The organism is Pseudomonas sp. Z1-29 (assembly GCF_051131995.1).
Classification (GTDB): domain Bacteria; phylum Pseudomonadota; class Gammaproteobacteria; order Pseudomonadales; family Pseudomonadaceae; genus Aquipseudomonas.
This window is the reverse complement of record NZ_CP071645.1, coordinates 5,302,501-5,327,718: the sequence shown is the minus strand read 5'-3', so window position 1 is coordinate 5,327,718 and position 25,218 is coordinate 5,302,501. Positions and strand designations below refer to the sequence as shown.

The 25,218-nt window shown below is 61.8% G+C and carries 24 protein-coding genes; 10 read left to right on the top strand and 14 right to left on the bottom strand.

From position 1 onward, the window contains the following. On the top strand, nt 1–558 hold the full coding sequence (locus J3P84_RS24285) for a DUF4136 domain-containing protein (protein ID WP_434569926.1): 558 nt from the start codon (nt 1–3) through the stop codon (nt 556–558). Between the two features lie 119 nt (nt 559–677). Here the strand turns inward: J3P84_RS24285 and J3P84_RS24280 are convergent, their stop codons facing one another. Both J3P84_RS24280 and J3P84_RS24275 read right to left on the bottom strand, forming a co-directional pair. Next, nucleotides 678–1,532, bottom strand: coding sequence for a MaoC family dehydratase (locus tag J3P84_RS24280; RefSeq protein ID WP_434626299.1), 855 nt, complete (start codon nt 1,530–1,532; stop codon nt 678–680). 2 nt (nt 1,533–1,534) lie between these two features. Beyond that, a complete protein-coding gene (locus tag J3P84_RS24275; RefSeq protein WP_434626298.1) occupies nt 1,535–2,887 on the bottom strand; it encodes a 3-oxoacyl-ACP reductase in 1,353 nt (450 codons plus the stop codon). A 181-nt stretch (nt 2,888–3,068) separates the two neighbouring features. On the opposite strand from J3P84_RS24275, the gene J3P84_RS24270 reads away from it, so the two are divergent. Next, the gene (locus tag J3P84_RS24270) at nt 3,069–4,346 is read left to right on the top strand and encodes an acetyl-CoA C-acetyltransferase (RefSeq protein ID WP_434626297.1); all 1,278 of its coding nucleotides are present in this window, start codon (nt 3,069–3,071) and stop codon (nt 4,344–4,346) included. Here J3P84_RS24270 and J3P84_RS24265 read toward each other — a convergent pair. Next, complete coding sequence (locus tag J3P84_RS24265; RefSeq protein WP_434626296.1) at nt 4,333–5,361, bottom strand: bile acid:sodium symporter family protein; 1,029 nt, start codon at nt 5,359–5,361, stop codon at nt 4,333–4,335. The genes J3P84_RS24270 and J3P84_RS24265 overlap by 14 nt on opposite strands. A gap of 79 nt (nt 5,362–5,440) precedes the next feature. Here J3P84_RS24265 and J3P84_RS24260 point away from each other — a divergent pair, with 79 nt between their 5' ends. Continuing rightward, nucleotides 5,441–6,232 (top strand): helix-turn-helix domain-containing protein, encoded by a 792-nt coding sequence (locus J3P84_RS24260; RefSeq protein WP_434626295.1) that lies wholly within the window; start codon nt 5,441–5,443, stop codon nt 6,230–6,232. A 205-nt stretch (nt 6,233–6,437) separates the two neighbouring features. Beyond that, a complete protein-coding gene (locus tag J3P84_RS24255; protein ID WP_072410317.1) occupies nt 6,438–7,331 on the top strand; it encodes a PA4780 family RIO1-like protein kinase in 894 nt (297 codons plus the stop codon). A 162-nt stretch (nt 7,332–7,493) separates the two neighbouring features. On the opposite strand, the gene cueR is transcribed toward J3P84_RS24255, so the two are convergent. The 3 genes from cueR to J3P84_RS24240 all read right to left on the bottom strand — a co-directional run bounded on the left by cueR (nt 7,494) and on the right by J3P84_RS24240 (nt 10,844). Continuing rightward, nucleotides 7,494–7,883: a Cu(I)-responsive transcriptional regulator gene (gene cueR / locus J3P84_RS24250; RefSeq protein WP_434626294.1), complete on the bottom strand. Its 390-nt coding sequence runs from the start codon at nt 7,881–7,883 to the stop codon at nt 7,494–7,496. After that, on the bottom strand, nt 7,880–10,273 hold the full coding sequence (locus J3P84_RS24245) for a heavy metal translocating P-type ATPase (protein ID WP_434626293.1): 2,394 nt from the start codon (nt 10,271–10,273) through the stop codon (nt 7,880–7,882). The genes cueR and J3P84_RS24245 overlap by 4 nt, the downstream gene beginning before the upstream one ends. 187 nt (nt 10,274–10,460) lie before the next feature. After that, nucleotides 10,461–10,844, bottom strand: coding sequence for a hypothetical protein (locus J3P84_RS24240; RefSeq protein ID WP_434626292.1), 384 nt, complete (start codon nt 10,842–10,844; stop codon nt 10,461–10,463). Between the two features lie 149 nt (nt 10,845–10,993). Here J3P84_RS24240 and J3P84_RS24235 point away from each other — a divergent pair, with 149 nt between their 5' ends. Both J3P84_RS24235 and J3P84_RS24230 read left to right on the top strand, forming a co-directional pair. Next, nucleotides 10,994–11,191, top strand: coding sequence for a heavy-metal-associated domain-containing protein (locus J3P84_RS24235; RefSeq protein ID WP_434626291.1), 198 nt, complete (start codon nt 10,994–10,996; stop codon nt 11,189–11,191). Nucleotides 11,192–11,286: 95 nt separating this feature from the next. Further along, the gene (locus tag J3P84_RS24230) at nt 11,287–12,489 is read left to right on the top strand and encodes a multidrug effflux MFS transporter (RefSeq protein ID WP_434626290.1); all 1,203 of its coding nucleotides are present in this window, start codon (nt 11,287–11,289) and stop codon (nt 12,487–12,489) included. Nucleotide 12,490: 1 nt separating this feature from the next. Here the strand turns inward: J3P84_RS24230 and J3P84_RS24225 are convergent, their stop codons facing one another. Continuing rightward, entirely contained in the window at nt 12,491–12,661 is a 171-nt protein-coding gene (locus J3P84_RS24225; protein WP_305497035.1) for a hypothetical protein, read from the bottom strand. A gap of 145 nt (nt 12,662–12,806) precedes the next feature. After that, nucleotides 12,807–13,820 (bottom strand): zinc-binding alcohol dehydrogenase family protein, encoded by a 1,014-nt coding sequence (locus tag J3P84_RS24220; protein ID WP_434626289.1) that lies wholly within the window; start codon nt 13,818–13,820, stop codon nt 12,807–12,809. Between the two features lie 310 nt (nt 13,821–14,130). Here J3P84_RS24220 and J3P84_RS24215 point away from each other — a divergent pair, with 310 nt between their 5' ends. Beyond that, nucleotides 14,131–14,865 carry an ArsR/SmtB family transcription factor gene (locus tag J3P84_RS24215; protein ID WP_434626288.1) on the top strand — a complete coding sequence of 245 codons (735 nt, stop codon included), beginning with the start codon at nt 14,131–14,133 and terminating at the stop codon, nt 14,863–14,865. Nucleotides 14,866–15,002: 137 nt separating this feature from the next. Continuing rightward, on the top strand, nt 15,003–16,337 hold the full coding sequence (locus J3P84_RS24210; protein ID WP_434631511.1) for an MFS transporter: 1,335 nt from the start codon (nt 15,003–15,005) through the stop codon (nt 16,335–16,337). Between the two features lie 117 nt (nt 16,338–16,454). Here J3P84_RS24210 and J3P84_RS24205 read toward each other — a convergent pair whose 3' ends face one another. Continuing rightward, nucleotides 16,455–17,408 carry an adenosine deaminase gene (locus J3P84_RS24205; protein ID WP_434626287.1) on the bottom strand — a complete coding sequence of 318 codons (954 nt, stop codon included), beginning with the start codon at nt 17,406–17,408 and terminating at the stop codon, nt 16,455–16,457. A 185-nt stretch (nt 17,409–17,593) separates the two neighbouring features. On the opposite strand from J3P84_RS24205, the gene J3P84_RS24200 reads away from it, so the two are divergent. After that, nucleotides 17,594–18,685 carry a calcium:proton antiporter gene (locus tag J3P84_RS24200; RefSeq protein WP_305497028.1) on the top strand — a complete coding sequence of 364 codons (1,092 nt, stop codon included), beginning with the start codon at nt 17,594–17,596 and terminating at the stop codon, nt 18,683–18,685. A gap of 119 nt (nt 18,686–18,804) precedes the next feature. On the opposite strand, the gene J3P84_RS24195 is transcribed toward J3P84_RS24200, so the two are convergent. The 5 genes from J3P84_RS24195 to J3P84_RS24175 all read right to left on the bottom strand — a co-directional run bounded on the left by J3P84_RS24195 (nt 18,805) and on the right by J3P84_RS24175 (nt 23,740). After that, nucleotides 18,805–20,163, bottom strand: coding sequence for an 8-oxoguanine deaminase (locus tag J3P84_RS24195; protein WP_434626286.1), 1,359 nt, complete (start codon nt 20,161–20,163; stop codon nt 18,805–18,807). A gap of 171 nt (nt 20,164–20,334) precedes the next feature. Then, nucleotides 20,335–21,021, bottom strand: coding sequence for an SDR family oxidoreductase (locus J3P84_RS24190; protein WP_434602725.1), 687 nt, complete (start codon nt 21,019–21,021; stop codon nt 20,335–20,337). 442 nt (nt 21,022–21,463) lie between these two features. Beyond that, nucleotides 21,464–22,057: an IMPACT family protein gene (locus tag J3P84_RS24185; protein ID WP_434626285.1), complete on the bottom strand. Its 594-nt coding sequence runs from the start codon at nt 22,055–22,057 to the stop codon at nt 21,464–21,466. Nucleotides 22,058–22,063: 6 nt separating this feature from the next. Further along, nucleotides 22,064–22,714, bottom strand: coding sequence for a TetR/AcrR family transcriptional regulator (locus J3P84_RS24180; protein WP_305497021.1), 651 nt, complete (start codon nt 22,712–22,714; stop codon nt 22,064–22,066). Between the two features lie 105 nt (nt 22,715–22,819). Beyond that, nucleotides 22,820–23,740: a LysR family transcriptional regulator gene (locus J3P84_RS24175; protein WP_434602727.1), complete on the bottom strand. Its 921-nt coding sequence runs from the start codon at nt 23,738–23,740 to the stop codon at nt 22,820–22,822. 121 nt (nt 23,741–23,861) lie between these two features. On the opposite strand from J3P84_RS24175, the gene J3P84_RS24170 reads away from it, so the two are divergent. Next, the gene (locus J3P84_RS24170) at nt 23,862–25,211 is read left to right on the top strand and encodes an aspartate aminotransferase family protein (protein ID WP_434626283.1); all 1,350 of its coding nucleotides are present in this window, start codon (nt 23,862–23,864) and stop codon (nt 25,209–25,211) included. Nucleotides 25,212–25,218 lie beyond the last annotated feature (7 nt).

The window sequence follows — 25,218 nt, the reverse complement described above, 5'->3', positions numbered from 1 at the left end:
ATGTTCCGCCGTATCGCCCCATTTGCCCTGGCCTTGTTGCTGGGCGCCTGTACGTCCAATCAGGTCAATCATGACTTCGACACTACTCGTGATTTCGCGGCCTACCGCAGCTGGAGTTGGAAAGAGCCCGCGTTGCAGTATCGGCCGGATGACCCGCGCATCAAGAGCGACCTGACCGAACAGCGGATCCGCCAGGCCATTGCCGATCAGCTTGATCAGCGCGGCTTGCGCCCGGCTCCGTCCGGTACCCGCAGCGATGTGCAGGTCCAGGCCTACCTGATCGTCGAGGACCGTCAGCAACAGGTGACGACAAACTACGGCGGCGGCTGGGGCGGCCCCTGGAATGGCTATTGGGGCGGGCCGATGTATAACGAAACCCGCAACGTCAGCTACAAAGTCGCCACGGTGCAGATCGACCTGCTCGACGGCAAGGACGGCAAGCTGGTGTGGCGTGGCAGCGATGAGCAACTGCTCAGCGAGTCGCCCAACCCGACGGAGCGCAGCACGAAGGTGCGCGAGACGGTGGGGCGGATCCTGTCGAATTATCCCCCACGTTGACGAATGGCCCTTGTGGGAGCGAGCCTGCTCGCGAAGATACCGTCCCATTCAGCAGCAGCGCAGGCAGGACCATCGCCTTCGCGAGCAGGCTCGCTCCCACAGGGGACGGCGTTTTTTATTCAGGCAACCGGCTGCCAACTGCCGAGCATGTGCTCCAACTCTCCAGCCCCCACCAGCCGCAGTTTTCCATTGGACCCCGCGGCGCTCGCCAGCAGCGTCACCTCGCTGGGCAGGCGCACCGGTTTCCTGAAGTTCACTTCGATCTCGATGTTGGCCTCGGGCAAATGGTCGTCCAGCGCCGCTAACGTCCGGGCCTTGTTCCACAGGCCGTGGGCGATGGCGGTGGGGAAGCCGAACAGCCGAGCGCTGGCGGCGCTCAGGTGGATCGGATTGTAGTCGCCGGACACCTTGGCGTATTGCCGGCCGATGTCGGCAGGTGCTGTCCAGTGTGCCAATTCCGTCAACTCAAGGGCGGCAATCGCCGGTTCCTCCACCAGCGCCCCATCAAGCTGGACGCCTTTGCACAGCATCTGGCTTTCGGCCTCCCACAGCGGTCCCAGCTGATCTTCAATGCGGGTCACGAGATCGAACACCGCGCCCTTGGCGTGCGGCTGGAGATTCTCGACATTGACGCTGGCGCGCACCTGGCTGACCCCGCCCATGGGCCGCAGTATGCGGATGCGGTTGCTGAGGTGGATCAACCCCAGCAGCGGGAACGGAAAATCCCGATCCGTCAGTAGCTGCATTTGCAGGGCGAACGCCAGCACATGGGGATAGGTCGGTGGCAGCAGACCGTTTTCGGTAAAACCGCAGACCTTGCGATAGGCCGCCAGGCGTTGCTGATCAACCTGGATCACTTGGCGCAGCCCAACGTCCGGCAAGGTAGTGCCGGTGATCTTGCGGCGTGTCGCGGCCTTGGCGTACAGCCCGGACATCGACGGCGCGGCGTGTATCTCATGCCATTGGATCGTCATGATCAGGCCCCCAGCAGGCTTTGCCCACACACGCGCAGCGCCTGTCCGGTCACGGCACCGGTGCCCGGTTGCGCGAGCCAGGCCACGGCTTCGGCGACATCCTGGGGCAGGCCGCCCTGGCCCAGCGAGCTCATGCGTCGCCCGGCTTCGCGCAGGGCGAAAGGAATATCTGCGGTCATGCGGGTTTCGATGAAGCCTGGCGCCACGGCGTTGATGCTGATGCCTCGGGCCTGCAGGGTTGGCGCCCAGGCTTGAGCCAGGCCGATCAGCCCGGCCTTGCTCGCGGCGTAGTTGGTCTGGCCGCGATTGCCGGCGATGCCACTGATGGATGCCAGCAGGATGACCCGGCCGTTGTCGCGCAGGGTGCCGCTGTCGAGCAGGGCCTTGGTCAGCACTTGCGGCGCATTGAGGTTGACTGCCAGCACCGCGTCCCAGAATTCCGGGGTCATGTTGGCGAGGGTCTTGTCCCGGGTGATGCCAGCGTTATGTACAACGATGTCGACGCCGTCGGGCAGGTGTTCAATCAACTGCGTGGCTGCGTCTTCTGCGCAGATGTCCAGCGTCAGGCTGCGCCCGCTCAGGCGAGCGGCCAAGGCATCGAGGTCGGCCTTGGCTGGCGGTACGTCCAGCAGGATCACATCGGCGCCATCGCGGGCCAGTGTTTCGGCAATGGCGGCGCCGATGCCACGGGCAGCGCCGGTCACCAGGGCCTTGAGCCCCGTCAACGGACGGGTCCAGTCCTGGACCTGGGTTGCACAGGCCTTGAGACGAATCACTTGCCCGGAAACGTAGGCACTCTTGGGCGACAGGAAAAACCGCAGCGCACCTTCCAGCTGGGTTTCGGCGCCTTCGCCGACGTACAGCAACTGCAGCGTCCCGCCATGGCGCAGCTCCTTGGCCAAGGACCGGCTGAAACCCTCCAAAGCCCGCTGGGCGCTGGCGGCGAACGGGTCGTCGAGGTTTTCCGGAGCGCGGCCGAGGATGACGACATGAGCGCTGTGGTCGAGATTTTTCATCAGCGGCTGGAAAAACTCGCGCAACTGCTTGAGCTGGTCGACCTGCGCCAGGTGGCTGGCGTCGTACACCACAGCCTTGATTTTCGGGCCGTGCCCGGGGATCCATTCGGTGGCGAGCGTCGGTTCGCCACCGTAGATGAAAATGGCATCGGTCAGGCGCTTGGCGAATGTGCCGACCTGTTCGGTCAGCGGCCCGCCGCCCAGCAGCAAGGCACCCTCGATTGGCCGCAGGCGCCCGGCCTGCCAACGCTCCAGGCGTACCGGCGATGGCAAGCCGAGAGCGCCAACCAGACGCAGGCCAATGGGCGAATTGGCAAAGTCTATGTAACGGTCTGACATGGAACACACTCCGGCTGATGAGGTTCCAAGTGTGGACCATGTTTGGCAATCAGTCGTTCGATCGGCGGGATAAAGCCTAAGCTGTGTTCCAGAGCACCGCCTTCACATGGGAACAAGCCTGCTCCCATGGGTGATGGGTCAACGCTGACGGCACATTTGGACATACAAAGGGGAGTTCTACATGGCACAGCTACGCCGCGTCGCGATCATCGGCGGTAACCGCATTCCTTTCGCCCGCTCCAACGGGCCCTATGCCACCGCCAGCAACCAGGCGATGCTGACCGCTGCGCTTGAAGGCTTGATCGAGCGCTACAACCTGCACGGCGTGTATATCGGGGAGATGGCCGCGGGGGCGGTGCTGAAGTTTTCCCGGGACATGAACCTGACCCGCGAGTGCGTGCTCGGCTCGCGGCTGTCGCCCAGCACACCCGCCTATGATGTGCAGCAGGCCTGCGGCACGGGGCTTGAGACGGTGCTGCTGGTGGCCAACAAAATCGCCCTCGGGCAGATCGACAGCGCCATTGCCGGCGGCGTGGACACCACCTCCGACGCACCGATCGGCGTCAATGAAGGGCTGCGCAGGATCCTGCTGCAAGCCAATCGCGCGAAAACCACCGCCGATAAAATCAAGACGTTTTTGCAATTGCGCCCCGGGCATCTGGTACCTGACCTGCCGCGCATCAACGAGCCGCGCACTGGCCTGAGTATGGGCGAGCACTGCGAGTTGATGGCGCAAACCTGGCAGATCCCCCGACAAGAGCAGGATCAGTTGGCTTTGGAGAGTCATCAAAAAATGGCCGCCGCTTACGCCGAAGGCTGGCACAACGATCTGATGACGCCGTTTCTCGGCCTGACCCGCGACAACAACCTGCGCCCGGACCTGACCCTGGAAAAACTCGCTTCCCTCAAGCCAGCCTTCGAAAAAACCGCCAAGGGTACGCTGACGGCGGGCAACTCCACCCCACTGACCGATGGCGCCTCGCTGGTGTTGTTGGCGAGCGAGGAGTGGGCCAACGCCCGTGGGCTGCCGATTCTCGCTTACCTGCGTGACGGCGAAACGGCGGCGGTGGACTTCGTCAACGGCGCCGAAGGTCTGCTGATGGCGCCGGTCTATGCCGTGCCGCGGCTGTTGGCGCGCAACGGCCTGACCTTGCAGGACTTCGATTATTACGAGATTCACGAGGCGTTCGCCGCCCAGGTGCTGTGCACGTTGAAAGCCTGGGAAGACGCGGATTACTGCAAGACCCGCCTGGTGCTCGATGCGCCGCTGGGTACTCTCGACCGCAGCCGGCTGAACGTGAAGGGCAGCTCACTGGCCGCCGGGCATCCGTTTGCCGCAACCGGCGGGCGCATTGTCGCCAATCTGGCCAAGTTGCTGGACGCGGCAGGGAAGGGCCGGGGGCTGATTTCCATCTGCGCAGCCGCCGGCCAAGGGGTAACGGCTATCATCGAGCGCTGACGATGGCCTCGCTCTTTTGCGATGCCTGCGCCCGTTGCCGGCTTGCATAGCGTTCGGCGAGGATCGAGCAGACGATCAATTGCATCGGGTGATAGATCATGATCGGCAGCAGGATCAGCCCGAGGCCGGGGTTGTTGCCGAAAATCAGCGCCGCCATCGGCACTCCGGCGGCGAGGGATTTCTTGCTCGCGCAAAATACCGCGGCGACTTCATCGGCGTTGTTGAAACGCAGGGCGCGAGCGGTGCGGGTGGTCATCCACAGGATGACAGCCAGCAACACCGCACTGCCCAGCACGGCGCTGAGCAGCACGCCATGACCTTGTTGTTGCCAGATCCCGGAAATCATCGAATTGCAGAATGCGGCGTAAACCAGCAGCAGAATGACCAGTTTGTCGATGATGCTGGTGTAGCGCTTGTAGCGCGCGAAAAAACCGGCCAGCCAGCGCCGCAAAAACTGCCCGAGCACCAGCGGCAACAGCAACATCATGCACAGGTCGAGCAGCGTCGAGCCCAGGTCGATGCCGCCGGCACCGTTGCCGACCACCAGGCTGACCAGCAGCGGCGTCAGGAGAACCCCCAGCACGCTGGACAAGCTAGCGTTGAGAATCGCCGCGGGTACGTTGCCGCCGGCGCTGCCGGTCAGGGCCACCGAGGACGAAATGGTCGAAGGCAACGCGCACAGGTAAAAGAACCCCAGCATCAACAAGGACGGCACATGGCTGCCCAGTGTCCAGTTGCCGAGTAGCCAGATCAATGGAAATACCCCAAAGGTGAAGCCTTGCACCATCAGGTGCAGCCGGATGTTTTTCAGGCCATGGCGGATCTGCTCGCCGGACAGATTGACGCCGTGGAGGAAAAACACCACGAAGATGCCAATGTTGACCACCCATTCGGCATGCATGGCGCCGCCGGTAGCGCCGAAGCGTGGGAAGAAATACGCCAGCAGCGTGGCGAGCAACATGCCGCACAGGAACCAGTCGGTCGCCATGCGCTTGAGGTGTCTGAGGATGTGCATAGGGCACCGCGGATTGTAAGAAGAGTCGTCTTAGCCTAACGTCGGTCTACCCAGTCGTCTTGCGACATAAGGCCAATCAATGCCGACTAACGGACACCAACAGCTCGAAAGACGCATTCCGGACCTGACGGAGCTGCCTCGGCCGCTTTATGCCCGGGTCGAAAGTCTGAATGCCGGTTCGTGGACCCAGGCTCATCGCCACGATTGGGTGCAATTCTCCTACGCGATCAGTGGCGTGCTCGGCGTCCATACGGCCGAAGGCAGCTTCTTCGCGCCACCGCAGTGGGGCATCTGGATCCCGGCCGACCTGGAGCACCAGGTCGTGACGTCCATGCGCGCGGAAATGCGCAGTCTTTACGTCCATCGCCAGGCGTGCCCGTGGTCCGAAGATCGTTGCCGGGTGCTGGAAGTTACACCGCTGGCGCGGGAGCTGATCAAAGTGTTCTGCCAGTTTCCCGCCACTTACCCACAGGGCGAGACCCAGGAAACACGCTTGGTCCAAGTGCTGCTGGACCAATTGGCGGCGCTGCCGGAGGTGGGCTTTTCCCTGCCATTGCCCCGTCATGCTCGTTTGTTGGAACTGTGCAACGAATTGATCGAGCAACCCGAAGGCCACGTGACCCTGCAAGCCTGGGCCGAGCGCCTGGGCACGTCGGAAAAAACCTTGATGCGCCTGTTCCAGCGTGAAACCGGCTTGAGCTTCCGTGCGTGGCGCCAGCGCATGCGCCTGTTGTCTTCCCTGGAATCGCTGGAACAGGGCGATAGCGTGACCAGCGCGGCCTTATCCTGTGGGTATGATTCGACGTCCGCTTTCATTGCGGCATTCAAGGGACTGTTCGGTTTTACGCCGGGGGAACTGTTCAAACGCTGACTCGTTTGGCTTTTGTCGCAACCGCTTGCCATTCACTGAGCAACCCCACGCCCGGTCTCGACTATGATTTGGCTCGGTTGTCCGACCCGGCACAGTGTGTGCATTCAGGGTTCATAGGTCGGACCCCCTCCCCGTGGAGGGAGGATTGCCGTATAACGACCTGTCATTCGCGTGTTTGGTAATAAAGGACCCAGAATAAAAGCTGATGAAGACTCCAAAACGCATTGAACCCCTGATCGAGGACGGTCTGGTCGACGAGGTGCTGCGCCCACTCATGAGTGGTAAAGAAGCAGCTGTTTATGTGGTGCGCTGCGGCAACGAGCTACGTTGCGCCAAAGTCTACAAGGAGGCGAACAAGCGAAGTTTTCGCCAGGCGGCCGAATACCAGGAAGGCCGCAAGGTGCGCAACAGCCGTCAGGCCCGGGCCATGGCTAAAGGCTCGAAGTTTGGCCGCAAGGAAACCGAAGACGCCTGGCAGAACGCCGAAGTGGCCGCGCTGTTCCGGCTGGCCAGCGCCGGCGTGCGGGTTCCGAAGCCGTATGACTTCCTTGAGGGCGTGCTGCTGATGGAACTGGTGGCCGACGAATACGGCGATGCGGCGCCGCGTCTCAACGACGTGGTGCTGGAGCCGGATCAGGCCCGCGAGTATCACGCTTTTCTGATTTCCCAGATCGTGTTGATGTTGTGTACCGGTCTGGTGCACGGCGACCTGTCGGAGTTCAACGTGCTGCTGACGCCGACGGGGCCGGTCATCATCGACCTGCCGCAAGCGGTGGACGCTGCCGGGAACAACCACGCCTTCAGCATGCTGGAGCGGGACGTCGGCAACATGGCGTCCTACTTCGGTCGGTTTGCCCCGGAGCTGAAACGCACCAAATACGCCAAGGAAATGTGGGCCCTGTATGAAGCAGGCACCCTGCACCCGGCGAGCGTGCTGACCGGTGAGTTCGACGAGCCGGAAGAACTGGCGGATGTCGGCGGGATCATGCGTGAGATCGAGGCCGCGCGCCTGGATGAAGAACGCCGCCAGGCCGTACGCGCCGCCGATGATGCGCCACCCGGCAAGACCGAAGAGCCGCCTCCGCCGTGGATGCAGTGATCGGTTGACCTGAAACCCGGCCATGGCCGGGTTTTTAGCGTGCTTCAGAAACGCTTTTGTGGGAGCGAGCCTGCTCGCGAAAGCGGTGGATCAGCTTGCATCAATGCATTGGCCGCCGTCTTCGCGAGCAGGCTCGCTCCCACAGGTGGTAATAGGTCTACATCACCCCGACGCCAGTTTCCTGAGGATCGGGCAATCCGGGCGATGATCGCCCTGGCAGTGCTCCACCAGATCCTGGAGCGTGTCGCGCAGTTCGGCCAGTTCGCGAATTTTCTGGTTCAGTTCGTCGATATGTTGCCGGGCCAGAGCCTTTACGTCGGCGCTGGCACGCTGACGGTCCTGCCACAAAGTCAGCAACTTGCCGACCTCTTCCAGGGAAAACCCCAGATCCCGGGAGCGCTTGATGAATGCCAACGTATGCAAGTCATCGGCGCCATAGATCCGATAGCCACTCTCCGTGCGATGGGCTGCCCTGAGCAGGCCGATGGATTCGTAGTACCTGATCATCTTTGCGCTGAGGCCGCTCTGGCGGGCTGCCTGGCCAATGTTCATCGCTTGTCCTCCAGATGCGCGGGTGTCCAGAATTTCAACAACAATGCATTGCTCACCACGCTGACGCTCGACAGCGCCATGGCTGCGCCGGCCAACACCGGGTTGAGCAAACCGAACGCCGCCAGCGGAATGCCGATCAGGTTATAGACGAACGCCCAGAACAGATTCTGACGGATTTTCGCGTAGGTCTTGCGGCTGATGTCCAGCGCCGCCGGTACCAGGCGCGGATCGCCGCGCATCAGGGTGATGCCGGCGGCCTGCATCGCCACGTCGGTGCCGCCGCCCATGGCAATGCCGATGTCCGCGGCGGCCAGGGCCGGAGCGTCGTTGATGCCATCGCCGACCATCGCCACCACCGAGTGGGTTTTCAGTTGTTGAACGATGGCGGACTTGTCGCCCGGCAACACTTCGGCGTGGACGTTGGCGATTCCCAATGCCTGGGCAACGACCCGAGCGCTGCCCCGGTTGTCGCCCGTGAGCAGGTGGCTGGCGATGTGACGTTGCTTCAAGGCCTCGACCGCCGCCAGAGCGCCGGGCTTGAGGGTATCGCCGAAGGCGAGCAGGCCCAGGACCCGAGGCGTTGCGCCTTGCTCGACGAGCCAGGACAGGGTTCGGCCTTCGGTTTCCCAGGCTTGCGCCGACTCGGCCAGCGAACCGGGGTTCAGGCCCAGCTCTTCCAGCAGACGACGATTTCCCAAGGCCAGGCGGCGCCCGTCGAGGCTACCGGCGATGCCGCGTCCGGTCAGGGACTGGCTATCGCTGGCATCCGCTACGCTCAGGCCGCGTTCGGCGCAAGCGTCGAGCACCGCTTTGGCCAGCGGGTGTTCGCTGCCGCGTTGCAAGGCGCCGGCCATGTTCAGCAGTGCGTCTTCATCACCGTCAAGCGCCACCAGATGGGCGATGCGTGGCGTGCCGGACGTCAGGGTGCCGGTCTTGTCGAACACCACCGTGCCGACTTCATGGGCACGTTCCAGCGCCTCGGCGTCCTTGATCAGAATGCCGTGGCGGGCGGCCACGCCAGTGCCGGCCATGATTGCCGTCGGCGTCGCCAGGCCCAGGGCACAGGGGCAGGCGATCACCAGCACGGCGACGGCATTGATCAGCGCCGTCTCCAGCGGCGCACCGTAGAGCCACCAGCCAAGCAACGTTGCGAGTGCCAGGATCAATACGACCGGCACGAAAACCTGGCTGACTTTGTCCACCAGCTTCTGAATCGGCGCCTTGGCGGCCTGGGCGTCTTCCACCAGGCGAATGATGCGTGCCAGCACGGTCTCGGCCCCCAGGGCCCGGGTGCGCACCAACAGGCGCCCTTCGCCATTGATCGCGCCGCCAGTGACCTGATCACCGGGCTGCTTCGGCACGGGCAGGCTTTCGCCGCTGATCAACGCCTCGTCGGCGTGACTCTGGCCCTCGAGCACTTCACCGTCCACCGGGAAGCGCTCGCCGGGCTTGACCAGCACCAGGTCATTCAAGCGCAGGGCACTGATAGCGACGTCCCGTTCCTGACCGTCAACCACTTGAATCGCCCGCTCCGGTCGCAAGGCTTCGAGGGCGCGGATGGCGCTGGCGGTCTGTCGTTTGGCGCGGCTTTCCAGGTACTTGCCCAGCAGCACCAGGGCAATCACCACGGCCGATGCCTCGAAATACAGGTGCGGCATGCTCCCCGGTCGGGCCATCGCCCACTCATAGAGGCTCAAGCCATAGCCGGCGCTGGTGCCCAGGGCAACGAGCAGGTCCATGTTTCCGGCGCCGGCGCGGACGGCTTTGAACGCCGCGACGTAAAACCGCGCACCGAAGATGAATTGCACCGGCGTCGCCAGCGCGAATTGCGCCCAGGCCGGCAGCATCCAATGCACGCCGAACGGCTGCAACAGCATCGGCAATACCAGCGGGATCGACAGCAGAATCGCCAGCACCAGGGCCACGCGCTCGCGGCTCAGCTGATCGGCTTGGGTTTTTCGAGGCTGTTCGACTTGCCAGACACTGGCGTCGTAACCGGCGCGCTTGACTGCATCGATCAGGCTTTGCGGATCAACCTGCCCGAGCAATTCGAGGTGTGCTCGCTCATTGGCGAGATTGACACTGGCCCGGTTCACCCCGGCAACTTTCCCCAACGCCCGTTCGACCCGGCCCACGCAAGAGGCGCAGGTCATGCCCTCGATACTCAACTCCAGGGTCTGGACGGGAACGCTGTAACCTGCCTGCTCGACCGCCTGCATCAATGCCGGCAGGCTTCCCTGCGGGGCCTGGATCCGCGCCTGTTCCGTTGCCAGGTTGACGCTGACGGCGCTGGCGCCGGCGACCTTGCTCAAGGCTCGCTCGACTCGCCCGGCACAGCTTGCGCAGGTCATGCCGGAAATCGGCAAATCGAAGGTGGTGGACTCGGACATCGGACAGGCTCCCTGTAGTGAGTGACTACAGGATCAACCTTGCCACGCGGGCAAGGTCAAGCACCAGTTCAAAAGCTTGCGACCCTCGTGGGAGCGAGCCTGCTCGCGAAGGCCGGTAAGGCCAATCTCTTCATCGGCTATCGCACCGCTTTCGCGAGCAGGCTCGCTCCCACAAGGACTCGCGAGGTCAGTAACCGAGATCAGCCTGCTTGAGGTACATGCCCTCATGCGTCATGGCGATGCGGTACTTCAGGATGTCGCCGGCCTTGAGCGTGATGTTCTGCGAACCGGGGGCAAGCATGCCTGGGTTGCAACCCGGCGCCTGGCCTGGCAGCAATTTCAGGCGCAAGGAGAACTGCCCCGGCGGCAAATTGAATGAAGTGCTCTGCTCCTGGAACAGCCTGGCCGCGAGCTGGTCCTGAATGTAGATGCCGATTTCGCAGTTGGTCGACACTTCCAGGCGCTCGCGGGAAATGATCAGCACACCGAAATCTTCGCCGGCGGCCGATGCCTGGGGCACCAATGCAGAAAAACCGAGCATGCAAAACAGGCTGAACGCTGACCAGCGCATGGCTGAACCTCCGGTATTAAATCCTTGATGTGTGCAGCTTGGCCGAGCGCGCAGCCGAATGCCAGCCCGGCAGTTTCCGTCAGAACTTGACCTTGCCATGATGGCAAGCTTGAAACTGCGCACAACCTCAAACCAAGGAGTCATTTTTCATGCAGATCTTCAATGTTCAAGGCATGTCCTGCGGTCATTGTGTAAAGGCAGTCACTCTGGCTCTTCAAGCCAAAGACCCGGACGCCGAGGTAAAGGTCGATCTGGGCGCCAAGACTGTTGAGGTCCAAAGCAAGTTGTCGTCCGATACCGTAATCGAGGCAATCAGGGAAGAGGGTTACGAAGCCAGTCCTGCTTGAAACTTTTCAATCGTTAGCGACCTATCGGAATGTTCAAGAGCGCCCAGCCCGGCTAGACTGTCGGGCTGCCGACTGACGCCTGAGCTGGACGCCCGATGAACCTCCGTACCATTCTGATTCTTGGCGCCTTGAGCGCTTTTGGTCCCTTGGCGATCGATTTCTATCTGCCGGCCTTCCCGGCAATGGCGATCGCCTTTGGCACCGATGAAAACCATGTCCAGCTGACCCTGGCCGCCTACTTCCTCGGGCTGTCCCTCGGGCAACTGGCCTACGGGCCGGTGGCGGATCGCTTTGGACGGCGTATCCCGTTGCTGACAGGCGTCGGCTTGTTCACCGTGGCATCGCTGGCCTGTGCCTATGCGCCCAGTCTCGAATGGCTGATTGGCGCTCGTTTCGTCCAGGCGTTGGGCGGCTGTGCCGGGATGGTGATCTCCCGGGCGGTAGTCAGCGACAAATGCGACGCGGTGGGCTCGGCCAAGGTGTTCTCGCAACTGATGCTGGTGATGGGCCTGGCGCCGATCCTGGCGCCGATGCTCGGCGGCTTGCTGGTGAACCTGTACGGTTGGCAATCAATTTTCATCGGCCTGACCTTGTTCAGCGCGCTCGCGGCGACGGCCGTCGCGTTGTGGCTCCCGGAGAGCTTGCCGGCCCACGTACCTCGGCAACCGTTATCCGGCGCGTTGCGTCAGTACGGTCGGCTTCTCACAGACTCGGTTTTCCTGGGGCACGCCCTGACGGGCGGCATCGCGATTGCCGGGATGTTTGCCTATATCGCCGGTTCGCCATTTGTCTTCATCAAGCTTTACGGCGTACCGGCCGAACACTTCGGCTGGCTGTTCGGTACCAACGCGGCGGGTTTCATCCTGGTGGCCCAGGTCAATGCCCGCTTGTTGTCCAGGCGAGGCCCGGCATTTTTGCTGGCTCGCGCCGTCTGGGTCTACTGGATAGCCGGGCTCAGTTTACTGGCTGTCAGCGCCTTGCAGCCGGAGCGTTTGTGGCCGTTACTGATCCCATTGTTCATCTGCATCGCCAGCCTTGGCTGCATCCTTCCCAATGCATCGGCCTGCGCCATGAACGGGCAGGGGGCCCGGGCCGGTAGCGCTTCGGCGATGCTGGGGTGCCTGCAGTTTTCCGTAGCCGCCGGGGCCGCCGCACTGGTGGCGGCGCTGCATGACGGCACGGCAGTGCCGATGGCGATGGTAATCAGCCTGTGCGGACTATTGGTGGTGGGTGCCGCGATGCTGACCCGTCGGCTGCAGAACGCCCGGGCGCTCGCTCAGGCGGGCCAGCAGAACTGAGTCAGCTGGCGGCACGCTGCTGATGTTCGGGAAATTGATGCGGCGCATGGATGCGCGCTTGCAAGGTCGCGGCGAAAGCCTGGGCCTCGGCTTCTGAGCGAAAGGTCACGACGTGCTGGTCAAGACGCACTTGCCATTGGGATTTTGCCACCTCTTTTATCAGGATCTTCATTGCTGGCCTCCTCACGTAAAAGATTGCGTTGCAAAGGCCTCGAGTGTAGACCCGAATGCCAGCGCAGTTGTGACGACGGTCAATTGTCGGACTAACGGTGCAGTTGCCCCCACAGGATTGTTTGCAGGGCAACTGCCCGCTGCAGTCAGAAGCCCTCTAGCACGATCTTGCCCTTGGATTTGCCGCTTTCCAGCAACGCGTGAGCCCGGCGCAGGTTCTCGGCATTGATGGTGCCAAAGTGTTCGCCCACCGTGGTCTTCAACGTGCCGGCATCGATCAGTCGGGCCACGCGGTTGAGCAGCTTGTGTTGTTCGAGCATGTCGGCGGTCTCGAACAGTGAACGGGTGTACATGAACTCCCAATGCAACGACAGGCTCTTGCGCTTGAGCTTGGTCACGTCCAGCGATTTGGGATCATCGATCAGTGCCAGTTTGCCTTGGGGCGCCAGGGCTTCGACCAGTTGGTCGAGGTGCTGATCGGTCTGCGTCAGGCTGGCAACGTGGGTCACTTGGGCCTGGCCCGCCTCCTTCAGTGCATCGCTCAGCGGTTGGCTGTGATCCACGACGAGGTGGGCGCCCAGGTCTCGCACCCATTCCTGGGTCTGCGGCCGGGAAGCGCTGCCGATGACGTTCAGTCCGGTGAGTTGGCGGGCCAATTGCGTCAGGATCGAACCCACACCCCCGGCGGCGCCGACAATCAGCAGGCTCTGGCCCAGATCGCTCTGGCCTTCCTTGATCTGCAATCGATCAAAGAGCAATTCCCAGGCGGTGATAGCGGTCAGCGGCAATGCGGCCGCTTCGGCGAAACCGAGGGTTGTCGGCATATTACCGACGATGCGCTCATCGACAACGTGCAACTCGCTGTTGCCTCCGGCCCGGGCGATCGAACCGGCGTAGAACACCTTGTCTCCGGCCTTGAACAGCGTGACTTCGCTGCCTACGGCCTTGACCATGCCGGCCACGTCCCAACCCAGCACCTTGGCCGCGCCTGCTTCGGGCTGGACGTTCTGGCGGACCTTGGTGTCGACGGGGTTGACTGAAATGGCCTTGACCTCCACCAGCAGGTCGCGGGGGCCGGCGACCGGTTCGGGCAGTTCGATGTCCTGCAGCGACTGCGGGTGGGTGATAGGTAGCGATTGGTAATACGCGATGGCTTTCATACAGCAGCTCCGTAAGGGGGGTCGATGAAGCCCATGTTTGGCTATTCAGGCGCGAGATTAAAGCAGCTGGAGCGACAGGCTCTTTCAATGATTTTTTGATAATGGCCATAGTCGCGGATAAATAGAGACTTTTCCCTCACGAACAATCGCCTCCAAAGGTTTCCGGAGGACAGGCAACCGTGATCCGCGCGCTTATACTAGCGGCCGAGTGTATCGGCATGACATCGAGCACGGCTGCAACCGGCCGGCACCTCATTACGGCTCAGTACGCCCAGCGCAGTAGACGAACGATTCAACAGGGAGTGAATACATGGAACATGCACCTTGCATCAGCCAGATCGCCACGCTGCTGGCCGACCCCAAGCGCAGCGCAATGATGTGGGCGTTGATGGACGGTACGGCCCGGCAAGCTGAAGAGTTGGCCTTGCTGGCCGGGCTTTCGCCATCCTCGGCCAATGCCCACCTGGGACGTCTGTCTGCCGGTGGCCTGGTGAAGGTCGAAATCCGTGGCCGCAAGCGGTTTTTTCGCCTGGCGGCACCCGAGATCGGCGCTGCCGTCGATGCATTGGCGAGCGCAACCCTGGCCAGCACGCCGCGACAGGTTCCGGAAGTCTTCAAGCGCAGCCTCATGCCTAACAGGACGCCGACGGCACCCGCTTCGTTGATGCGGGCCAGGCTTTGCGATGACCACCTGGGAGGCACACTGGCGGCGGACCTGTATCAGCGGCTGTTGGAAGCCGGATGGCTCGAACAGCTTGAGCATCGGGTGGTCGTCACGCATAAAGGTGCCAGCCAACTGGCTGGGCGAGGTCTGTTCATCCAGGCACTGGCTCATCGCGAGACGCGTATGGCCTGCGCCTGCCCCGACTGGAGCGAACGTCGTCCACATCTGGGAGGGGCGCTGGGGGCGGCATTGCTGCAATTGTTCATGCAGTCCGGCTGGCTCAGCCTGCCCAGCGACTCCAGGGCGTTGCAGGTAACCGCGCTCGGTCAACAGGAAATCCATCGATTCGCCAGGCAAGAGGTTCTGGAAATGGCGCTCTAGAGCGGTACACAGGTCGTTATCAGCAATAGCCGCCCGTGAGGTTCGCGCACACTCGGTCCGGGGTTCTATCGGATTGGGGGAACGCAATAGTGGACACTCACGTTTACAGTGCAGCGGAACGTCTTGAGCGGTTGCCCATGAGCGGCTATCACCGGGTCATCTTCATTATTATCGCGCTGGCTTTTTTCTTTGATTCCATGGATCTGGCCATGATGACGTTCCTGCTGGGCTCGATCAGAACCGAGTTCGGCTTGAGCGCCGCCCAGGCCGGTTTGTTGGCCAGTTCAAGCTTTTTCGGCATGGTGCTGGGCGCCTCGTTGTCGGGACTGCTTGCCGATCGCTTCGGACGCAAACCGGTGTTCCAGTGGAGCATCGTCTTGTGGGGGCTCGCCAGTTACCTGTGTTCCACCGCCCAGGACGTGGAGACGCTGACGCTGTTTCGCATCCTGTTGGGCATCGGCATGGGCATGGAGTTTCCGATTGCCCAGTCGATGCTCTCGGAGCTGATCCCGGCGAGGCAGCGCGGACGCTACATCGCCTTGATGGATGGCTTCTGGCCGCTGGGCTTCGTGGCGGCGGGGGTGCTGTCGTATTTCCTGCTGCCGCTGATCGGCTGGCGGGACATTTTCCTGGTGTTGGCGGTGCCGGCAGTGTTCGTCCTGGTGATTCGCTTCTTGATCCCCGAGTCGCCACGTTGGCTGGAGCAGGCGGGGCGGGGCGCCGAGGCGGATGCCGTACTCAAGCGGATCGAAGACAAGGTCCGGGCCTCGCTGGGTCGCCAGGACCTGCCCGAACCGATTCGCCTGCCGACACTGGCGACGGCGCCCGGCAGTTTCTTTTCGGCTCTGGCGCAGATCTGGTCACCGCTGTACCGCCAGCGCACGATGATGATCTGGAGCGTCTGGTTTTTTGCCTTGCTCGGCTTCTACGGGCTGACGTCCTGGCTCAGCGCGCTGCTGCAGCAGTCGGGGTTTGCGGTGACCCAGTCGGTTTATTACACGGTGCTGATTTCCCTCGGCGGGATTCCCGGTTTCCTGATGGCGGCCTGGCTGGTGGAGCGGTGGGGGCGTAAACCGGTGTGTGTCATCACGCTGCTGGGCGGCGGGATCATGGCATTTCTTTATGGCCAGAGCGCGGTGTTTGGCGGGAACGTCACGCTGCTGATCAGCTCCGGGCTGCTGATGCAGTTTTTCCTGTTCGGCATGTGGGCAGTGCTCTACACCTACACCCCGGAACTGTATCCCACCTCGGCGCGAGCCACGGGGTCGGGCTTTGCCTCGGCGGTCGGTCGCATCGGTTCGCTGCTTGGACCGCTGGTGACCGGCTTGGTCTTTCCGATCACCGGGCAGGGCGGAGTGTTCGCCCTTGGCGCCCTGTGTTTTGCCGTGGCGGCGGGCGTGGTCTGGTTGTTTGGAATGGAGACGCGGGGCAAGACGCTGGAGGAATTGAGTGAGGGTACGGTCGTCGATTGAACCTCATCCAAGTGGGAGCGAGCCTGCTCGCGAAGGCGGTCCGACAATCGAAAATGATGTCGACTGACTCACCGCTTTCGCGAGCAGGCTCGCTCCCACAAAGGATCATCGCCAGTCTTAAGGTTTCACCAACCGCGCATCGAGGCTGTTCTGCGCCAACCGCCTGGCCTGGTCCTGGGTCATGCCCAGATGCGTGTGCAACGCGTGGAAGTTCTCGGTGACGTAGCCGCCGAAGTACGCCGGGTCATCGGAGTTCACCGTCACCTTCACGCCGCGTTCGAGCATGTCGAGGATGTTGTGCTGCGACATATCATCGAACACGCATAGCTTGGTGTTGGACAACGGGCAAACCGTCAAGGGGATCTGTTCGTCGATGATCCGCTGCATCAACCGCTCGTCTTCGATGGCTCGCACGCCGTGGTCGATGCGCTGGATCTTGAGCAGATCCAAGGCTTCCCAGATGTACTCGGGGGGGCCTTCTTCGCCGGCGTGGGCGACGGTCAGGAAGCCTTCATTGCGCGCCCTGTCGAACACCCGCTGGAACTTGCTCGGCGGGTGGCCCATCTCCGAGCTGTCCAGGCCGACGGCCACGAACGCGTCGCGGAAGGGCAGCGCCTGGTCGAGGGTTTTTTCCGCCTGCTCTTCGCTCAGGTGACGCAGGAAGCTCAGGATCAGGCCGCTGGTGATGCCCAGTTGTTGCTCACCGTCCTTGAGGGCGGCGGCAATACCGTTGAGCACCACTTCGAATGGAATGCCCCGGTCGGTGTGGGTCTGCGGATCGAAGAACGGTTCGGTGTGGATCACGTTCTGTGCCTTGCAGCGCAGCAGGTAGGCCCAGGTCAGGTCGTAGAAATCCTGGGAAGTGCGCAGCACGTCGGCGCCCTGGTAATACAGGTCGAGAAACTCCTGCAGATTGTTGAAGGCGTAGGCCTGGCGCAGGGTGTCCACGTCGTTCCACGGCAGGGCAATCTTGTTGCGTTCGGCCAGGGCAAACAGCAGCTCGGGCTCCAGCGAGCCTTCCAGGTGCAGGTGCAGTTCAGCCTTGGGCAAGGCGTTAAGCCAGTCGTACATGGTTTTTTCTCATCAGCGAATCAATGGCGGGCATTCTACAGGGGTGGACGCCGATGTCTGGTAAAACCTGACCGGCTGATCCACTAACCGCGCAGACCTGAACGACAGCTACTGCACATGAAGGAAACGTTCCCGTCACGTCACAGTCTAGTAGCTCATGACCCGTCCATTGCGATAGGCCCACGATGCTGACGTTGATCAAGCAAGAAAAATTGCTGCTGCTGGCCCTGCTTGCCGCTTTTGTCGCCTACCCGCTGGAGCATTGGCTGCTGGGCAGCGGGCAGGTCGTGGCGTTGGTTGGCGGCCTGGTGCTGATCGGTTTCATCGTCGCGGCCTCCATGCGCGTGGCCCATCACGCCGAGTTGCTGGCGGAAAAGGTCGGCGATCCTTACGGCACGATGATCCTGACCTTGTCGGCGGTGCTGGTGGAAGTGGTGATCCTGGCGATCATGATGAGTAACGAGGCGTCGCCGACCCTGGTACGGGACACGATCTATTCGGCGGTGATGCTCGATATCAACGGCATTCTCGGACTGGCGGCGCTGATGGGTGGGCTCAAGCACGGCGAGCAGGTCTATAACGACGATTCGGCGCGTACCTACAGCGTGATGATCCTCACCGCCATGGGCGTGTCGATGGTGGTGCCGGAGTTTATTCCGCAGGAAAACTGGAAGCATTATTCGGCATTCACCATCGGCGCGATGATCGTCTTGTATACGTTGTTCTTGCGCATGCAGGTGGGGCCACACAGCTATTTCTTCAGCTACAGCTACCCGGAAAAACGCCGCAGGAAGGAACCGGTGGAAGCCGAGCCGAAACCCATCAGCCTGGCGTTTTCCATCGGCGCACTGGTGTTCGGCGTGGTGGTCATCGGTGCGCTGGCCGAAGTCATGTCCAAGGCTATCGACCTCGGGCTGGAAGGCTCCGGCGCGCCGCCGGTGGTCACGGCAATTCTGGTGGCGGTCATCTCCGCTGCGCCGGAAATTCTCACCGCCCTGCGCGCAGCCTTGGCCAATCGCATGCAGTCGGTGGTGAACATCGCCTTGGGCGCGTCGCTGTCCACCGTGATCCTGACGGTGCCGGTGATGGAAGCCATGGCCCTCTACACCGGCCAGCCTTTCCAGATGGCGATGACCCCGGTGCAAACGGTGATGATCTTCATCACCCTGATCGTCAGCGCCATCAACCTCAATGATGGCGAAACCAACGCCATCGAGGGCATGACCCACTTTGTGCTGTTTGCCACGTTTATCATGTTGTCGTTGCTCGGTCTTTGAACCTGTCACAGTCTCTGTGGGAGCGAGCTGCTCGCGATTGGGCCAGGTCAGTCAATATCAGTGCCGGATATGAAACCGCTATCGCGAGCAGGCTCGCTCCCACAGGTTTTCTGGTTGGGTCAGGTACCCGCGATCAGCTCTCGCGCCGCCTGGCTGTGGTCGGCAATCAAGCCCTTCAGGTCCAGCCCTTCGACCTGTCCATCGATCACTCTCCACTGACCCGCGACCATCACCCGGTCCGCCCGATCAGCACCGCACAGCAGCAGGGCCGAGATCGGATCGTGGCTGCCGGAAAAGCGCAACTCATCAAGCTTGAACATCGCCAGGTCGGCTTGTTTGCCCTCTGCCAGTTCGCCGATGTCGCTGCGTCCCAGCAATTGGGCCGAGCCTCGGGTCGCCCAGCCCAGCACCTTCTCCGGCGTGATCGCTTGCGCGCCATAGCGCAAGCGCTGGATGTATAGCGCCTGACGGGTTTCCAGCAGCATGTTCGACGCATCGTTGGACGCCGAGCCGTCCACCCCAAGGCCCAATGGGGCGCCGGCGGCGGTCAGTTCAAGCGTCGGACAAATGCCCGAGGCCAGGCGCATGTTCGAACTGGGGCAATGGCAGATTCCGGTTCCGGCGGCGCCGAGACGGGTTATTTCGTCAGGATTGAAATGAATGCCGTGGGCCAGCCAGGTACGTGGGCCCAGCCAGCCGACGCTGTCGAGGTAATCCACGGTGCGCAGGCCGAAGCGCTGCCGGCAGAAGTCCTCCTCGTCGAGGGTTTCGGCCAGGTGGGTATGCAAGCGTACGTCGAGCTTTTCCGCGAGCTCGGCGCTGGCGCGCATGATCTCGGGCGTGACCGAAAACGGCGAGCAGGGCGCCAGGGCAATCTGGATTTTCGCGCCGGCACCGCGCTCATGGTATCGAGCGATCAGTCGCTGGCTGTCGTCGAGAATCACCTGGCCCTGCTGCACGGTCTGCTGCGGCGGCAAGCCACCGTCGGCCTCGCCCAGGCTCATGGAACCACGGGTCAGCATTGCGCGCATGCCCAGCTCACCGACGCATTGCACCTGCACATCGATGGCGTTTTCCAGGCCTTCGGGAAAAAGGTAGTGGTGATCGGCCGCCGTGGTGCAACCCGACAACAGCAGTTCGGCCAACGCGACTTTGCTCGCCAGCGCGAGTTTTTCCGGAGTCAGCCGCGCCCACACCGGATAGAGAGTCTTCAGCCATGGGAACAACGGCTCGCTTACGACGGGTGCCCAGGCGCGGGTCAGGGTCTGGTAGAAGTGATGATGGGTGTTGATCAGCCCCGGCAGGATCACATGTTCTCGAGCATCGAACACGGTGCCACAAGGCTGTGCGGGCTGTTGCCCGGCGCTGAGCAGCTCAACGATCACACCGTCCTGCAGGACGAGACCGCCACGGGCATCGAGGCCGTTGGCCGTGAAAATGGCGAGGGGATTTTTTAACCAGGTACGGGTCGCAGGCATGGTGGCCGGCTCCTCTGAAAGTGGGTTCAGGTTAGCCAGCTCAGTGATGCCCTGTCTGCTGATCCAGGGGCGCCTTGGAGGGCGCGGTTCGGAGTGTACTCAGGTTGCCGGACACATTTCCAGTGCCCGACAAAAGTCCTGCAGGATGGATGCTCTAGGGTATCGGGGTGATTACCAGGGAATCGTCTCGCCTTTGTAATTGACGAAATGATGCCCACCCTTGCCGGCAAAGGCGTTGACCTGATCGATCAGCCCACGGGTGCTGGTCTCGACATCGATGGCCGCGCCTTCGCCGCCCATGTCGGTCTTTACCCAGCCCGGGTGCAGCGACAGCACGGTCAATGCCTGCTCGCCCAGCTGACTGACAAAACTGTTGGTCATGGAGTTGAGCGCGGCTTTGCTGGCCTTGTACAGCGCCAGTTCGGGGGCGTCGGGCATGGTCACGCTGCCCAGCACCGAACTCATGAAGGCCAGCACGCCGCTGCCGTCGCGGATCTGCCCGACGAAGCGTTGGGCGAGGTTGATCGGTGCCACGGCATTGGTGAAGAACAGCTGACCGACCTCAGCCAGCGTTGCGCCGCCCGGGCTCTGGTTGTCGGGGCCTTTGACGCCGGCATTGACGAACAACAGGTCGAAGGTCTGGTCCCTGAGCTGCTGGCTCAAGGCGATGACGGCTTGCTGGTCGTCCATGTCGAGCTTTTCGATTCGAACCGGGCCCAGCGCCTTCAAGGCCTCGGCGTTCTGTGGGTTACGTACCGTGGCGGTCACGTTCCAGCCATCACCCAGAAGCGTCTTCACCAAGCCGAGGCCCAGTCCCCGAGAGGCGCCGATGATCAATGCGGTTTTTGCCGAATTCATGAATGCTTCCTTGAAAGAAAAGTCACGGAGTTAATGGACAACATTGCCCGGGCGGTTGTTTCAGCTTGCGGCACAACGCGTCGGGAGCGGTCATGCGGTTTCGATCAGGTTCAGGTCCTTATAATGTCTGGTTAAAAAATGATCAGGCGGCTGCAAGCCATGCTGTTCTTGGGGCCGCTGGAGCCATGAACGGGTTATCCACAGGTTGCTCCACAGTTATTGTGCGCAAGCCTGAAAGTCGGGCATAAGCCCTGTGCGGCTTTCTTCTAAAGGTGATAAAGCATCGCAACCATTTGTTTTTTGACGTATTCGCCGGATCGGCGAATTTTTGTATGAAAAACGAACAATGCTCGAAAACCCGCATGACAGAAGGGTTACAGCTGGATGCGCCCAGGTTATCCACAGGCAGGTGCACAGCGCATGTGGGCAAACCTGTGCTTTTTCATGAGGCTGCCGGGTGCTCAAGTCGTATCTGTCCGCGACTCAAGTCGGCCAGTCGCGTCTGCAGGCTCTCGATGTGTTCTTCACCGACTGCCAATTGAAGTTCCACGCCGTTGGCGGTGAAATCCTCGGCGAGGACCAGACCGCCGCATTCAGCTATCCGCAGTTTCACCAGGGCCAGCTCGGCGAAACCGCACAGGCAACGCAGCGCTACGCGGCTGATCAATTCGACCTTCTCGGCGGTTTGCAGGCATTTGTTCGCACCGCCGCCATAGGCGCGGGCCAAACCGCCGGTACCCAGCTGGATTCCGCCGTACCAGCGTATGACCAGCACCACCACCTGATCGCAATCCTGGGCCTGGATGGCCGCGAGGATCGGGCGCCCGGCGGTGCCGCCCGGCTCGCCATCGTCGCTGCTGCGATATTGGTCGCCCAGTTTCCATGCCCAGCAATTATGCGTGGCGTCCAGGTCGCTGTGCCGCTCTATAAAGGCCTGGGCCTCGGCGGGGCTGGTGATGGGGGCGGCTAAGGTGATGAAACGGCTTTTGCGGATTTCTTCACGGTATTCGCAAAAGCCGGCAAGGGTATAAGGCATGGAGTCCTAGAGGTCTGGTGTCAGGCCGCAGCCTTTGAGAATGATGCGGATGAGATTGTCGCCGGCGTCGATCATGTCTTGCCTGGTCAATTTGCTACGCCCGGTCACGCGGCAGATCTGGGTGGCGAAATCGGCGTAATGCTGGGTGCTGCCCCACAGGAGAAAAATCAGGTGAACCGGATCGACCGGGTCCATTTTGCCCGCATCGATCCAGGCCTGGAACACGGCCGCGCGGCCCTTGAACCAGGCGCGATAATCCTGGTTGAAATACTCGCTCAGGCATTCGCCGCCGCTGATCACTTCCATGGCGAAAATGCGCGATGCCTGGGGCTGGCGCCGTGAGAATTCCATCTTGGCGCGGATGTAGCGGGTCAATGCCTGCGCTGGATCGTCCTCGGCGGTCAGAGAGTTGAAAGTGCTGTCCCACAATTCGATGATGTTGCTCAGCACGGCAACGTAGAGCCCGAGCTTGTTGGTGAAGTAATAATGCAGGTTCGCCTTGGGCAATCCCGCCTTCAGGGCGATGGCGTTCATGCTGGTGCCCTTGAAGCCGTGGCGGGCGAACTCATCCTCGGCGGCCCTGAGGATGGTTTCCTCGTTTTTTTGACGAATACGGCCGGTAGGCTTGCCACCATGGGCAGGAACTTCAAAGGTCATGGACGTTTCCGGGCTGGGTCTGTGGGGGCGGGCAAGTGCGTTCATAGCGCACCGGCGCGGATCCGACAAGTGCTGCTGCCATAAAAGCCGTGTACTGCAAAAATGTCAGCGGGTTGCCGCCAGGTTTTCGAGAAAACTTTCCAGCACCAGGTGCGGGCGGCGACCCTTGCGTGTGACCGACGCCAGGCTCAGATCATAAAAACGTGCCAAGGGCTTGAGGGCTCGCAAACGTCCTTGCTGAACCCATAGATTGGCGTAGTGATCTGGCAGATAACCAATGTAACGTCCGGTGAGGATCAGGAACGCCATGCCTTCGCGATCCGAGGCGCTGGCGGTGCAGTTGAGTGCCTGGTAGTGAGCCTGGATCTCGGCGGGCAGGCGAAAGGTTGGCGCGATAGCGTCCTGGCTGTTGAGCCGAGCGTCTTCGAGCTGTTGGTCGTCCACATAAAACAGCGGATGGCCTACTGCGCAATAGAGCAGCGAGCGTTCACTGTAGAGCGGTTGATATTCGAGTCCGGAAAGGGCGCTGGCTTGGGGCACTACGCCGACATGCAGGCGCCCATCGAGCACGCCTTGTTCGACTTCGTTGGGAGCGATCATGCGAATCTGGATCTGCACGTCCGGCCCGCGTTCTTTCAACTGGGCCAAGGCGTGAGTGATCCGCATGTGGGGCAGGGTGACAAGATTGTCCGTCAGGCCGATGGTCAATTCACCGCGCAAATGCTGGTGCAGGCCGTTGACCTCGGTGCGAAAGCTCTCCAGCGCGCTCAATAACTGCAATGCCGATTGATAGACTTCCCGCCCTTCCTCCGTCAGTGAAAAGCCCGCGCGTCCACGCTGGCACAGACGCAGGCCCAGACGCTGCTCCAGATCGTTCATCTGCTGGCTGATAGCCGAGCGGCCGATGCCAAGCACGGTTTCCGCCGCCGAAAATCCGCCGCATTCCACTACGCTGCGGAAAATGCGCAGTAAGCGGATATCGAAGTCGCTGACTTGGGCCAGTGGATCGGGACGACGAGCGCTCATAGTTTAGTGATCCGCTGACTGAAGGTTAGAAAAGCTGGATTTCACCGACTTTATCGTCGTGGCAACGTAGTCGCAAGAACGCCTTGGCTTCATGCCGCTCATACCCTGCGAGGTTTTGTCGATGAACATGCCCGAACACGCTGTCGGTTCCCTGGCCAGCCAGCTCAAGCTGGATGCCCACTGGATGCCCTACACGGCCAATCGTAACTTCCAACGCGATCCCCGCTTGATCGTCGCCGCCGAGGGTAGCTGGCTGACGGATGACAAGGGGCGCAAGGTCTACGATTCGTTGTCGGGCCTGTGGACCTGTGGCGCCGGGCACACCCGCAAGGAAATCCAGGAGGCGGTCGCCAGGCAATTGGGCACCCTCGATTATTCCCCGGGATTCCAGTACGGCCATCCGCTGTCGTTCCAGCTGGCGGAAAAGATCACCAGCCTGACCCCGGGCAACCTCAACCATGTGTTCTTCACCGACTCCGGTTCCGAGTGCGCCGATACCGCAGTGAAGATGGTCCGTGCCTACTGGCGCCTCAAGGGGCAGGCCACCAAGACCAAGATGATCGGCCGTGCCCGTGGTTATCACGGCGTGAACATCGCCGGCACCAGCCTGGGCGGTGTCAGTGGCAACCGTAAATTGTTCGGCCAGGCCATGATGGACGTTGATCATCTGCCCCACACCTTGCTGGCCAGCAATGCCTATTCCCGTGGCATGCCGAAGGAAGGTGGCATCGCTCTGGCCGATGAGCTGCTGAAATTGATCGAGCTGCACGACGCTTCCAACATTGCGGCCGTATTTGTCGAGCCGATGGCCGGATCCGCCGGGGTCCTGGTCCCGCCTGAGGGTTATCTCAAGCGTCTGCGGCAGATCTGCGACCAGCACAACATCCTGCTGGTGTTTGACGAAGTCATTACCGGTTTCGGTCGCACCGGTTCGATGTTCGGCGCTGATAGCTTCGGCGTGGTTCCGGACCTGATGTGCATCGCCAAGCAGGTCACCAACGGCGCCATCCCCATGGGGGCGGTGATTGCCAGTTCGGAAATCTACCAGACGTTCATGAACCAGCCGACGCCCGAATATGCGGTGGAGTTTCCCCACGGCTATACCTATTCGGCGCACCCGGTGGCCTGTGTGGCTGGCCTGGCGGCACTGGATCTGTTGCAGAAGGAAAACCTGGTGCAAAGCGTGGCCGAGGTCGCGCCGCATTTCGAGAGTGCCTTGCATGGTTTGAAAGGTTCGAAGAACGTCATCGACATTCGCAACTTCGGCCTGGCCGGGGCGATCCAGATTGCCCCGCGCGACGGCGACGCCATCGTGCGTCCGTTCGAGGCCGGGATGGCCCTGTGGAAAGCCGGGTTCTATGTGCGATTCGGCGGCGACACCCTGCAGTTCGGGCCAACGTTCAACAGCAAGCCGCAGGATCTGGATCGTCTGTTCGATGCGGTCGGTGACGTGCTGAATAAAATCGACTGATTTATTT